Source organism: Clavibacter rahimiani (genome assembly GCF_052654495.1).
Window position 1 is genome coordinate 2,632,529 of sequence record NZ_CP199790.1, and the last position, 12,282, is coordinate 2,644,810.

Annotated in this window: 9 protein-coding genes; 3 read left to right on the forward strand and 6 right to left on the reverse strand. The window is 75.1% G+C overall.

All coding sequences use genetic code 11. The features are described 5' to 3' along the window. The first annotated feature begins 36 nt into the window (after positions 1-36). Complete coding sequence (locus ACT7CP_RS12470) at positions 37-408, forward strand: SdpI family protein (protein ID WP_445442478.1); 372 nt, start codon at positions 37-39, stop codon at positions 406-408. On the opposite strand, the gene ACT7CP_RS12475 is transcribed toward ACT7CP_RS12470, so the two are convergent. From ACT7CP_RS12475 to ACT7CP_RS12485, 3 genes are read right to left on the reverse strand one after another with little or no spacing between them, the layout of a single operon-like run. After that, on the reverse strand, positions 405-1,529 hold the full coding sequence (locus ACT7CP_RS12475) for a hypothetical protein (RefSeq protein ID WP_445442479.1): 1,125 nt from the start codon (positions 1,527-1,529) through the stop codon (positions 405-407). The genes ACT7CP_RS12470 and ACT7CP_RS12475 overlap by 4 nt on opposite strands. Further along, positions 1,526-2,341: an IclR family transcriptional regulator gene (locus tag ACT7CP_RS12480; protein ID WP_445442480.1), complete on the reverse strand. Its 816-nt coding sequence runs from the start codon at positions 2,339-2,341 to the stop codon at positions 1,526-1,528. Before ACT7CP_RS12480 ends, ACT7CP_RS12475 begins: the two co-directional genes overlap by 4 nt. Next, the gene (locus ACT7CP_RS12485; RefSeq protein WP_445442481.1) at positions 2,338-3,144 is read right to left on the reverse strand and encodes an NAD-dependent epimerase/dehydratase family protein; all 807 of its coding nucleotides are present in this window, start codon (positions 3,142-3,144) and stop codon (positions 2,338-2,340) included. Before ACT7CP_RS12485 ends, ACT7CP_RS12480 begins: the two co-directional genes overlap by 4 nt. Positions 3,145-3,287: 143 nt before the next feature. Between ACT7CP_RS12485 and ACT7CP_RS12490 the strand changes: the two genes are divergently transcribed. Continuing rightward, entirely contained in the window at positions 3,288-4,244 is a 957-nt protein-coding gene (locus ACT7CP_RS12490) for a 5-dehydro-4-deoxyglucarate dehydratase (protein WP_445442482.1), read from the forward strand. 36 nt (positions 4,245-4,280) lie between these two features. On the opposite strand, the gene ACT7CP_RS12495 is transcribed toward ACT7CP_RS12490, so the two are convergent. The 3 genes from ACT7CP_RS12495 to ACT7CP_RS12505 are packed head-to-tail and all read right to left on the reverse strand — an operon-like array spanning position 4,281 to position 8,324. Next, complete coding sequence (locus tag ACT7CP_RS12495) at positions 4,281-6,188, reverse strand: thioredoxin domain-containing protein (RefSeq protein ID WP_445442483.1); 1,908 nt, start codon at positions 6,186-6,188, stop codon at positions 4,281-4,283. 55 nt (positions 6,189-6,243) lie between these two features. Then, positions 6,244-7,419, reverse strand: coding sequence for a magnesium and cobalt transport protein CorA (locus ACT7CP_RS12500; RefSeq protein ID WP_445442484.1), 1,176 nt, complete (start codon positions 7,417-7,419; stop codon positions 6,244-6,246). Positions 7,420-7,478: 59 nt separating this feature from the next. Continuing rightward, positions 7,479-8,324: an aldo/keto reductase gene (locus ACT7CP_RS12505; protein WP_445442485.1), complete on the reverse strand. Its 846-nt coding sequence runs from the start codon at positions 8,322-8,324 to the stop codon at positions 7,479-7,481. Between the two features lie 136 nt (positions 8,325-8,460). Between ACT7CP_RS12505 and hrpA the strand changes: the two genes are divergently transcribed. Continuing rightward, a complete protein-coding gene (gene hrpA, locus ACT7CP_RS12510) occupies positions 8,461-12,279 on the forward strand; it encodes an ATP-dependent RNA helicase HrpA (RefSeq protein WP_445442486.1) in 3,819 nt (1,272 codons plus the stop codon). Positions 12,280-12,282 lie beyond the last annotated feature (3 nt).

Below are 12,282 nucleotides of genomic sequence, written 5' to 3' on the forward strand. Positions count from 1 at the left end.
GGGCTCAGGCGCCGCCGGCCGTGTCAGGCTGAGGGCATGGGTGTCCCCGCGCTGCTCCTCGCCGTCGCGGCGCTGCTGATCCTCGGCACCACGCAGCTCGCCGCGTGGGGCGCGCTGAAGCGCAACGGCTGGATCGGGATCCGCACGCGCCCCCTCATGGCGAGCGACGAGGCCTGGCGGGCCGGCCACCGCGCCGCCCTCCCCGCCCTCCGCGGCACGTGCCTGCCGGTCGCGATCGGCGGGGTCATCGGCGGCATCGCCGCGGGTGCCGGCATGAACAGCGTCGCGAGCTGGGGCGGTCTGCTCCTCGTCGGCGGCATCGTGTGGAGCACCTTCCGGGCGGGGCGGGCGGCGCGCGCCGTCACGCGCCGCCGCGAGGACGAGCGCCCGCCCCTCCGCCGCGGCTAGCGCCCGACCGGGCGACCCGACGTCAACGCGTCGCCGACCGCGTGGAGGCGCTCCCGGCCGAGGAGGCCGAGGTGGTACGCGTACACGTCGTCGAGCGCGGCGACCGCGGCCGGCCAGTCGGCGCGGATGCTCGCGGGGGTCGCGGGCGGCAGGGCCCACATCCAGCCGCCGAGCCGCGTGCCCGGGAGGCGGTGCCGGAGCGCGGCGAGCTGGGCCGCGTCCGACGCGACGGCGTCGGTGAGCACGACGCCGTCGACCGCGTCCGCCTCGTCGAGGAGCGCGGCGAAGGGGCCGGTGCCCCAGGGATCCGCCTGCGCGTGCACGACGACGCGCGCGACGCTCGCCGCCCGGGCCGCGGCGACGCACGACTCGAGGAGCAGCCGGCGCGCGGCGGCCCGGACGGCGAGCACGGCGTCGAGGCCCTCGAGGCCGCCGTCCGCGTCCACCCGGTCGCGCACCAGGCGGCGGAGCGCGTCCGGATCCGCACCATCCGCCCGGAGCGCGTCGCCGCAGGCCGCGCAGAAGCAGATCGAGAGCAGGGCCTCCGCGTCCGCCGACCAGTCGGCGCCCGCGGTCTTCTCGTGGTGGCCCAGGTGCGCGACGCCCATCGGGCCGCACGCCTCGAGCAGCACGCCGTCGAGCGGGGCGACGGCCGCGGTCTCGGCGACCAGGGCGGTCGCGTACTCCCGCACCTCCGGCCGCGTGGGGCACAGCGCGTACGGGTAGGACTCGCCGAACGCGTTGACCACGCAGCTGCCCGGGTTGCGGCTCCCCACGCTCGTGGAGTGAGTGAGGACGATCCACGCCTCGACGCGGAGGCCGCCCGCGCGCGCGACCGCGGCGGCGCGGGCGAAGGCGTCGGGGCCGACCCAGGGCGTCCGGTCGTCCGGGCGGAGCTCGCCCCATGCTCCGTCGCGGACGGGGAGGTAGAGCGCGGCGGACCGGGCGTCGACGATCCGGTGCCGCGGATGCAGCGGGGTGGCGGCGCGCGCCGAGTGGTAGGCCGAGGCGATCGCGACGCCGTCCGCGCCCGCGCCGCGCACGCGCGCCACGGCGTCGGGGTCGTCGACGAGGTCCCAGGGGTAGGCGCAGAAGGAGAGGCGCGGGGCGGCGGCGCTCATCGCACGCCCGCCGACCGCAGGGTCGCGGCGAGGCGGCGGGCGTGCGCCTCGATGACCGCGGCGACGCGGGCGACCTCGGCGGCGTCGGCCCGCTCGACGGGGATCGAGCAGCTGAGGGCGTCGGTGGCGGGGATCCGGTAGCCGACCGCCGCGGCGACGCACGCGACGCCGGGCGTGTTCTCCTCCCGCTCGGTGGCGTGGCCGGCCGCGCGCGCCGCGTCGAGCTGGGCGTCGAGGGCGTCCCGGTCGGTGACGGTCGCGGGCGTGAGGGCCGCGAGGCCACCCGCGCCGAGCGCCCGGCGCCGCTCCTCCGGGGTGAGCTCGGCGAGGAGCGCCTTGCCGAGCGCGGTCGCGTGGGCGGGGAGCTGCCGGCCCACGCGGGATGCCGCCCGTCGGGGCTCGGTCGTCTCGCGGGTGGCGAGGTAGAGCACCCGCCCGCCCTCGCGCCGGGCGTAGTGCGCGGTGTAGCCCGTCTCGTCGCGGATCCGCTCGAGCGCCGGGAGCGCGTGCGGCAGCGCCCGGTCGCGGTCGAGGTAGGCCGTGCCGACGACGAGCGCGCGGGATCCGATGGAGACGTGCGTGCCGTCGTGGAGCATCTCGATCCAGCCGCTCGCGGCCATGGTGTGCAGCAGCTGGTGCAGGCTCGAGCGCGGGTAGCCGGAGGCCCGGTGCAGGTCGACGACCGCGACGGGCTCGCCCGCCTCGGCCAGCCGCTCCAGGAGGGCGAGCGTGCGCTCGGCGGACTTCACGGGCCGGAGGGCGCGGTCGGCCGGCGCCTCCTCCACCGCCTCGGCCGCCGCCTCCGCCGTCACCACGGCTCCCCCAGGGCGTGCTGCGGGGCGGCGAACTCGCCGCCGATGAGGCCGTTCGCGTCCGGGTCGTCCGCGTCCCCGGCCTCCGCGAGGACGGCGTCGGCGTGGACCTCGGAGTCGTCCCGCGGGTGGAAGCCGATCCGCTCGCCGGGGACGGGCGAGAACCACGCGCGGGTGTTGCGCGAGACGCCCCAGACGACGTGCGCGCCGGGCTCGTCGAGCACGGCGGCCGCCTCGATCAGCCGCACGACGTCGGGGAAGGAGAACCAGGTCGAGAGCGTCCGCCGGTTCACGGGCCGCTCGAGGACGCTCCCGATCCGCACGCTCACCACCGCGAGGGCGTGCCGGTCGGCGAAGACGGAGCCGAGCGCCTCCATCGCCGCCTTGCTCGCGCCGTAGTAGCCGTCGGGCCGGGGATCCAGCTCCTCGGCGGGATGCGCCGGGATGGGGTGGAAGCCGACGACGTGGTTGGAGCTCGCGAGCAGGACGCGGCGCACGCCGGTGTCGCGCGCGGCCTCGAGCACGCTGCGCGTGCCCTCGACGTTCGCGTCGGCGAGGGCGGCCCAGGGGCGCTCGCGGCTGAGCCCGCCGAGGTGCACCACGAGGTCCGCGCCGACCAGGGGCGCGCAGACGGCGGCCGTGTCGGTGACCGACGCGACGACCGCGGTCTCGCCGTCCACCGGATCCGGGTCGACCAGGTCGAGGAGCGTCAGTCGGTGTCCGGCCTCCCGCAGCAGCGGGCGCACCCCGCGGGCCACCTGTCCCGCCGCGCCGGTGATGACGATGCGTCGTGCGTCGGCCATGCCTGGTCTCCCTCCGGGGTCCGTCCTCGTTGACGGCGGACCCGATGCCGCCTACGGTAGCAGCCACGTTCACGATGACGGAAGACGTTCACGTAGGTGAATGCGGGGTCGTGATCCGACTCCCACGACGCGACGAGGCAGCCATGACCGAGACAGCCGACCCGACCACGGCCGCGCCGGCCGGGCACCGCCCGCTCCCGCCGCTCGAGGGGGTCCTCTTCTTCCCCGTCACCCCGTTCGACGCCGCCGACCGGGTGGACGAGGACGTGCTCGCGCGGCACGTCGCCGACGGGCTCGCGGACGGCGCGGGCGCCGCCTTCGTCGCCTGCGGGACGGGCGAGTTCCACGCGCTCGACATCGACGAGTACGCGCAGGCGGTGCGCGTGGCGGTCGCCGCCGCCGGAGGCCGCCACCTCGTGATCGCGGGGGCGGGAGGCCCGCTCGGGCACGCCCGCCGGTGCGCCCGGATCGCGGCCGACGCGGGCGCCGACGGCCTGCTCGTGCTGCCGCCGTACCTCGTGACCGGTCCGCAGGAGGGCGTCGCCGCGTACGTGGAGGCGGTGGCACGGGTCACGCCGCTGCCCGTCATCGCCTACCACCGCGGCAGCGCGACCTTCGGGGACGCCACCGTCGAGCGCCTGCTGCGGCTGCCGACCCTCGCCGGGATCAAGGACGGCGTGGGCGACATGGCGCAGATGCAGCGCTTCGTGCTCGCGGCCCGCCGGGCGGGGCGGTCGGACGTGCGGTTCTTCAACGGGATGCTGACCGCGGAGGCGAGCCAGGCCGCGTACCGCGCGATCGGGGTGCCGCTCTACTCGTCCGCCGTGTTCGCGATGGCGCCGCGGATCGCGCTCGCCTTCCATGCCGCGCACCTGGCCGACGACGAGGCGACGCAGCACCTCCTGCTCGACGGCTTCTTCACGCCGCTCGTGCGCCTCCGCGACGAGACGCCCGGGTTCGCGGTGTCGCTCATCAAGGCCGGGCTGCGGCTCCGCGGCGTGCCGGTCGGATCCGTGCGGGCGCCGCTCGTGGACCCGTCCCCCGCGCAGCTCGGCGCGCTCGAGCGGATCCTGGCCCGCGGCGAGGAGCTGGTCGCCTGAGCGTGCGCGCCGGAGCAGGCGGCCGCGGTCCGCGGGTCAGGCGGCCGGGCCCTCGGCGAGCTGCGCCCGCAGCGCGTCCGCGGTCGTGACCGGGAGACGGCAGACGAAGTCGGCGCAGAGGTACGCCGTGGCGCCGGATCCCGCGGTGCGGTCCGCGAGCAGCTCGAAGCCCGCCTCCGCCCAGGCCCGTGCGGCCGATGCCGTGACGACGAGCGCGACGTCCGGCGGGCGGATGCGGTGCCGCGCGAGGTCGGCGAGCGGGTCGCCCGCGGGATCGACGCCGTCGGGCAGCACCACCACGAGCTGCCGGCCCGCCGCGTCGACCGCGACCGCCTGCTCGAGCGCGCCGCCGAACGCGATGGGCCGGGTCGCGCCGCCCGCCGCGACCGTCGCGAGCGCGGCCCGGGCCGCCCGCTCGTAGCGCGGATCCGCCGTCAGCCGCCCGAGCACGCGCGCGGCCGACGACGCCGCGGTCAGGCCCGACGGGTACGCGCCCTCGGACGGGTCGGCGGCGAGGTCGAGGCCGAAGCCCGCGAGCACCGGATCCGCGCCCGTCGGCACCCGGAACCCCGCGGAGCCGGGCTCGGGCGCGCCGTCGGCCGCCGCGATGAGCGCGTCGACGAGGTCGCGGGCGCGCACCGCGTACCCGACCTCCCCCGTCGCGAGGGCCAGCGCGAGCAGCCCGTCGGCGAGCATGCCGTGGTCCTCGAGCGTGGCGACGGCGGGCGAGACGCGGCCGTCGATGGACGCGCGGACGAGCGACCCGTCGGCGCGCACGTGCTCCGCGAGCAGCATGTCGGCGGCGTCCCGGGCGGCGGCGATCCACACGGGCCGGTCGAACGCGCGGCCCGCGCGGGCGAGCGCGCCGATCGCGAGGCCGTTCCACCCGGTGAGGACCTTGCCGTCGACCGCGGGCGGCTCCTCGGCCGCGCGGCCGGCGGCGTCGAGCGCGTAGTACCCGCCCTCGACGCGGCGGCCGCCGACCGTGCTCTCGGAGTCCTGCGCCGACGCGAAGCCGCCGGACGCCCTCCGCAGCGTCGTCGTGAGGAACGCGGCGATCCCGGCCGCGACGTCCTCGTCGCCCGCGCGCGCGTACGCGTCGAGGAGGAGCGCGTTGTCGTAGAGCATCCGCTCGTAGTGGGGTTCGGTCCAGTCGCGGCGCGTGGAGTAGCGGAAGAAGCCGCCCTCGACCGGGTCGCGGAGGTCGGAGCGGGCCATCGCGTCGAGCGTGCGGCGGACGAGCGCGCCCGTCGCCCGCGCGCGCTCCGGCGCGAGGACCCCGGCGGTCGCGAGCGTGTCGAGCAGCAGCACGACGGGCGCGACGGGGAACTTCGGGGCGGATCCGAACCCGCCGTGCTCCGGGTCCTCGAACCCCGCGAGCTCGGCGGCCACGCGGTCGAGGGCGGCAGCGTCCGGCAGGGGGGAGGCGACGGCTCCGCGCGCCGAGGCCTCCCGGATCGCCGCGCTCAGCTGCCCCGCGCCCTGCTCCACCTGGTCGCGTCGCGTGGTCCAGGCGTCGGCGACGGCGTCGAGCACCTGCCGGAACGACGGGTGACCGGCGCGCGGCTCGGGCGGCGAGTAGGTGCCCGCGTGGAACGTGCGGCCCTCGGGCGTCGTGAACACGTTGAGCGGCCAGCCGAGCTGCTGCGTGAAGGCGCCGGCCGCGGTGATGAGCGCCGCGTCCACCTCGGGGTGCTCCTCGCGGTCGACCTTGATCGCGACGAAGCCGGCGTTGAGCCGCTCCGCCAGCGCCGGATCCGCGAACGTCTCGCGCGCCATGACGTGGCACCAGTGGCAGGTCGCGTAGCCGACCGAGACGAGCACGGGCACGTCGCGGCGCCGGGCCTCGGCGAACGCCTCCTCGCCCCACGGCCGCCAGTCGACCGGGTTGTCCGCGTGGCTGAGGAGGTACGGGCTGACGGCGTCGGCGAGGCGGTTGGGCATGCGTCCACGCTACGCGCGGGTCCGGGTACGGGGGCGGGTCGGGCCCGCGGCCGGGTCAGATCCAGTCGCGCTTGCGGAAGATCCCGAAGAGCACGCCGCTCACGCCGAGCATGAGCACGAGGGAGAGCGGGTAGCCCCAGTCCCAGTGGAGCTCCGGCATGAGGTCGAAGTTCATGCCGTAGACGCTGGAGACGAGGGTCGGCGCGAAGAGGATGGCCGCCCAGCCGGAGATCTTGCGGGTCTCCACGCTCTGCCGGTTGCTCGACTCGCTGAGCTCGCGCATCTCCTCGTTCTGGCGCTGGCCGACGAGCGTGCTGTTCACCGTGAGGATGTCGCGGAGCAGCACGCGGAACTCCTCGACGCGCTCGTTGACGACGATGACGTGGTCGGCCACGTCGCGGAGCGCCTGCTGGAGCTCCTCCCCCACGCGGTACTTGCCGGATCCGGCCTGCAGCTGCTGCAGCATGCCGGTGAGCGGGCGCACGGCCCGCTGGAAGTCGATGACCTCGCGGGACAGCTCGTAGATGCGGCGGGACACGGCCGGGTCCCCGTCGAACACCTGGTCCTCGATCTCGTCGATGTCGTTGGCGAGGCCCGTGACGACGGGCGCGTAGCCGTCGACGACCGCGTCGAGGATCGCGTAGAGCACGGACTCGGGGCCGTTCGAGAGCAGCTCCGGCCGCTCCTGCATGCGGGTGCGGATGGCCGAGAGGTCGGGCGACTCCGCGTGCCGGACCGTGATGACGAAGTTCCGGCCGAGGAACACGTGCAGCTCGCCGAACTCCACCTCCTCGCGCTCGTCCACGTACCGGGCGGCGCGCAGCACGGTGAAGAGGGTGGAGCTGTAGCGCTCGGTCTTGGGGCGCTGGTGCGCCTGGATCGCGTCCTCGACCGCCAGCTCGTGCAGGTCGAACTCCTCGGCGAGCGCCTGCAGCTCCTCGACCGTGGGGCGGTAGAGGCCGATCCACGCCATCGCGTCGGGCCGCTCGTCCAGCTCGCGGAAGGTGTCCGCAAGCGTCGCGGGCGAGGCGACGCGGCAGCCGTCGACGTACACGCCGTTGTCCACGAGGCTCGGGCGGCGCGTGCCGCCGGGGGCGGCGGGGGTGCCGTGCGCGGCCCCGTCGGCGTCGGATCCCGATGCACCGCCGGCGCTCCCGCCGAGGGGCGCGACGCCCCGGGCGACCACGGACTTGAGGCGCGTGCGGATGCGGTGCTGGGACATGACGGCCACCGTACCCGCCGGAGGTGACGCCTCCCCGCCACCCGTGGACGGCCGGGCGGGAGCGCGGGTCAGACCACCTGGTCCGGGTGGCTTCCGACGCGTCCGGCGGCCTCGAGCGCGGTGATCCCCGCCATCTCCGCGTCGGTCAGCGCGAAGTCGAACACGTCCGCGTTCTCGACCAGCCGCTCCCGTCGCGTGGTCTTGGGGAAGACGATGGCGCCCCGCTGCACGTGCCAGCGCAGCACGACCTGCGCGTCGGTGCGGCCGTGCGCGCGGGCGGCGTCGCGCACGACGGGCGCGTCCGCGACGGCACCGCGGGCGAGCGGACTCCACGCCTGGACGGCGATCCCGTGCTCCGCCAGGTACGCGGTCGTCTCCCGCTGCTGGTGCCGCGGGTGCAGCTCGATCTGGTCGACGGCGGGCGCGGGCAGCCCGGCGGCGGCGAGCGCCTCCAGGTGCGGCACGAGGAAGTTCGAGACGCCGATGGAGCGGGTCAGGCCCTCCTCGCGGGCCACGGCGAGCGCCTCCCACGTCTGCACGTAGAGGCCGCGCTCGGCCGCCGGCCAGTGGATGAGGAGCAGGTCGACGGCGGGCAGGTCGAGCCGGTCGAGGCTGCGGCGGATCGCGTCGCGCGCGCGGTCGCGGCCGTGGTCGTCGTTCCACACCTTCGTGGTGACGAACAGCTCGTCGCGCGGGATCCCGGAGGCGCGGATCGCCCGCCCGACGCCCTCCTCGTTGCCGTACATGGCCGCGGTGTCGATGTGGCGGTAGCCGACCTCGAGCGCCTCGGCGACGATCCGCTCGGCCTCCGCGTCCGACACCTTGTAGGTGCCGACGCCGAACTGGGGGATGGGGATCCCGTCGCCCATCGGGACGGAGGGGATGGGCGTGCGCAGGGAGGGGTCGGAGGTCATGCGGTGTCCCGTCGGAAGGCCGTCGCGGGCGGGTCGCGCCGGCCCGGGCGCCGTCGGATCGGCGCACCCGACCGACGATACCGACGCCCGGCCGGCCGGGGATCGCGTGCGCCCCCGCGGATAGACTGGACGCCGTATGGAATTCAGCATCGCGTACCCGCCGGAGCTCCCCGTCAGCCGGATGCGGGACGAGATCGCCGACGCCATCCGCGACAACCAGGTCGTGATCGTCGCGGGAGCCACCGGGTCCGGCAAGACCACGCAGCTGCCGAAGATCTGCCTCGAGCTCGGCCGCGAGAGCATCGGCCACACGCAGCCCCGCCGGCTCGCCGCGCGCACCATCTCGGAGCGCATCGCGGAGGAGCTCGGCGGCGAGGTCGGCCAGCTCGTCGGCTACCAGGTGCGCTTCACCGACAAGGTCTCGGCCGACACCCGCATCAAGCTGATGACGGACGGCATCCTCCTCAACGAGCTGCAGCGCGACCGGCTCCTGCGGAAGTACGACACGATCATCATCGACGAGGCCCACGAGCGCAGCCTCAACATCGACTTCCTGCTCGGCTACCTCAAGCAGCTGCTGCCGCGCCGGCCCGACCTCAAGCTCATCATCACGTCGGCCACCATCGACCCGCAGAGCTTCTCGAAGCACTTCGGCGACGCGCCCATCGTGGAGGTCTCCGGGCGCACGTACCCGGTGGAGATCCGGTACCGGCCGCTCGTGGCGGAGGCCGCCGTCGCGGGCGAGGACGACGAGCTCGCCGACGCGCCGCTCGAGCGCCCGGCCGACGACCGCGACTACCTCGAGGGCATCAACGCGGCGCTCGACGAGCTCGCGGGCGAGTCCTCGGGCGACGTGCTCGTGTTCCTCAGCGGCGAGAACGAGATCCGCGACGCCGAGGACGCGATCCGCAGCCGGAACCTCCCGCACACCGAGGTGCTGCCGCTCTACGGGCGGCTCTCCTCCGCCGACCAGCACCGCGTCTTCCAGCCGTCGACCCAGGCGGGCGTCCGCCGCCGCATCGTGCTCGCCACCAACGTCGCGGAGACGAGCCTCACGGTGCCCGGCATCAAGTACGTCATCGACGCCGGCACCGCCCGCATCTCCCGCTACTCGGTGCGCTCGAAGGTGCAGCGCCTGCCGATCGAGGCCGTGTCGCAGGCGTCCGCGAACCAGCGCTCGGGGCGATCCGGCCGCACGAGCGACGGCATCGCCATCCGCCTGTACTCCGAGGAGGACTTCCTCCGGCGGCCCGAGTTCACCGAGCCGGAGATCCTCCGCACCAACCTCGCGGCCGTCATCCTGCAGATGGTGTCGCTCGGCCTCGGCGACATCGCCGCGTTCCCGTTCCTCCAGCCGCCGGACTCGCGCGGCATCAAGGACGGCGTCGACCTCCTCACCGAGCTCGGCGCGGTCGTCCGCTCCCCCGACGGCACCCCGGCGCTCACCAAGGTGGGCCGCGACCTGTCGCGCCTCCCCATCGACCCGCGGTTCGCCCGCATGGTCGTCGAGTCCCGGAAGCACGGGGTCAGCCGCGAGGTCATGATCATCGTCGCCGGCCTCACCATCCAGGACGTGCGCGAGCGGCCCCTCGAGAAGCGCCCGCAGGCCGACCAGCAGCACGCGCGGTTCGTGGATCCCACGAGCGACTTCATCACGCTGCTCAACCTCTGGAACCACCTCGAGGCCAAGGAGGACGAGCTCTCCTCGAGCGCGTTCCGCCGCATGTGCAAGGCCGAGTTCCTCAACTACGTGCGCGTGCGCGAGTGGAAGGACGTGTTCCGGCAGCTCCGCCAGCTCGCCCGCCCGCTCGACCTCACGATGAACGAGCCGAAGGCCGACCCGGACGGCATCCACAAGTCGCTCCTCGCGGGCCTCCTCTCCCACATCGGGCTGAAGGACGCGCAGAAGAAGGACTACGTCGGCGCCCGGCAGTCGCGCTTCGTGGTGTTCCCGGGGTCCGCGCTCGCGAAGAAGCAGCCCGACGCGATCATGAGCGCCGAGCTCGTGGAGACCAGCCGCCTGTTCGCGCGCACCAACGCGGCCATCGACCCCGCGTGGGCCGAGCCCATCGCGGGCGGGCTCGTGAAGCGCACGCACAGCGAGCCGCACTGGGAGAAGAAGCAGGGCGCGACCGTGGCGTGGGAGCGGGTGACGCTCTACGGCGTCCCGATCATCCTCAAGCGCCGCGTGCAGTTCTCCCGCATCGATCCGGCGTACGCGCGCGAGCTCTTCATCCGGCACGCGCTCGTCGAGGGCGACTGGGAGTCGCAGCAGGCGTTCGACCGCGCCAACCGGGAGCTCCGCGAGGAGCTCGCCGAGGTGGAGGAGCGCACCCGCCGCCGCGACATCCTCAACGACGACGAGGCCGTGTTCGAGTTCTACGACAAGCGGATCCCGCGTGACGTCGCCTCCACGCGCGCCTTCGAGGGCTGGTGGAAGAAGCAGCGGCAGGAGACGCCCGACCTCCTCACCATGACCGCCGAGGAGCTCCTCGCCGAGGACGCGATCGACGTCGACGAGGCCGCCTTCCCGCCCACCTGGCAGCAGGGCGACCAGCGCCTCTCGCTCACCTACCGCTTCGAGCCGGGCGCGCCCGACGACGGCGTGACCGTGCAGGTCCCGCTCGCGCTCCTCGCGCGCTTGAGCCCCGCCGGCTTCGACTGGCAGGTGCCCGGCATGCGGCGCGACCTCGTCACCGCGATGATCAAGGCCCTCCCGAAGGCGCTCCGCAAGAACGTCGTGCCGGCAGCCGACTGGGCCGACCGACTGCTCGAGGGGCTGCCCGAGCCGGATCCGCAGCACCCCGTCGCCTTCACCACCACCATCGCGTCGCTCATCATGCGGAAGGCGCACGTGCGTGTCGCGGACGACGACTTCGACCTCGACCGGATCCCCGCGCACCTCCGCATGGCGTTCCGGGTCGTCGACGAGCGCGGCCGCGAGGTCGCCGCCGGACGCGACCTCACCGAGCTGCAGGCCCGGCTCTCCAGCCGCGCCCGCGACAGCGTCGCCCGGGCCACGGCCCGGCCGGTCGAGCGCGTGGCCGGGGCGACCGGATCCGCGACCCGCGGCATGGAGCGCACCGGCCTCACCACGTGGGACCTCGACGAGCTGCCCCGCTTCGTCGACACTGCGCAGGGCGGCACGGGCGACAGCCGGCACGTCATCCGCGCCTACCCGGCGCTCGTCGACGAGGGATCCACCGTCGCGATCCGCCTCATGGCGACCGCCGAGGACCAGGCGCGCGCCATGCCCGGCGGCGTGCGGCGCCTGCTCGTCCTCGCCATCGCGAACCCCTCCGCCTACGTGAAGCAGCACCTCACGAGCCAGGAGAAGCTGATGCTCGCGACGAGCCCGTACCCGAACGTGCAGGCGCTCTTCGACGACTGCCTGCTCGCGTGCATCGACCAGGTGCTCGAGCGCGTGGCCCCGGGTGGCGCGATCTACTCGAAGGAGCTGTTCGAGACCGCGCGCGACCGCGTCTCGGGCGTCGTCATGGACTCCATGTTCGACACGGTGGCGCTCGTGAACCGGATCCTCACGGGGTACCGCGACGCCGAGCGGGCCATCAAGGCGGCCACGAGCATGCAGCTGATCGGCGCGCTCACCGACGCGCGCGAGCAGCTCGCGGGCCTCGTGCGCCCGGGCTTCGTGTCGGCCACCGGCCTCGCGCGGCTGCAGCGCCTGCCCGCCTACCTGTCCGGCCTCACGCACCGCGTGCAGCGCCTCCCCGACCAGCCCGCCCGCGACCGCGCGTGGATGACCGAGGTGCAGAAGGCGACGGACCTCTACCGCGAGGCCGGCGGTGTCATCCCGTCGGCGCCGCACGCGCCCGAGTCGCTCGTGCACGCCCGATGGATGCTCGAGGAGCTGCGCCTCAGCCTCTTCGCCCAGCACCTGCCGACGGCCGAGCCGGTGTCGCTGCAGCGGATCCGCAAGGTGCTCGCGGGCTGACGC

Coding starts and splice junctions, on each gene's coding strand:
- ACT7CP_RS12470 (WP_445442478.1), top strand. CDS start 37: ATGGGTGTCCCCGCGCTGCTCCTCGCCGTCGCGGCGCTGCTGATCCTC.
- ACT7CP_RS12475 (WP_445442479.1), bottom strand. CDS start 1,529: ATGAGCGCCGCCGCCCCGCGCCTCTCCTTCTGCGCCTACCCCTGGGAC.
- ACT7CP_RS12485 (WP_445442481.1), bottom strand. CDS start 3,144: ATGGCCGACGCACGACGCATCGTCATCACCGGCGCGGCGGGACAGGTG.
- ACT7CP_RS12490 (WP_445442482.1), top strand. CDS start 3,288: ATGACCGAGACAGCCGACCCGACCACGGCCGCGCCGGCCGGGCACCGC.
- ACT7CP_RS12495 (WP_445442483.1), bottom strand. CDS start 6,188: ATGCCCAACCGCCTCGCCGACGCCGTCAGCCCGTACCTCCTCAGCCAC.
- ACT7CP_RS12505 (WP_445442485.1), bottom strand. CDS start 8,324: ATGACCTCCGACCCCTCCCTGCGCACGCCCATCCCCTCCGTCCCGATG.
- hrpA (WP_445442486.1), top strand. CDS start 8,461: ATGGAATTCAGCATCGCGTACCCGCCGGAGCTCCCCGTCAGCCGGATG.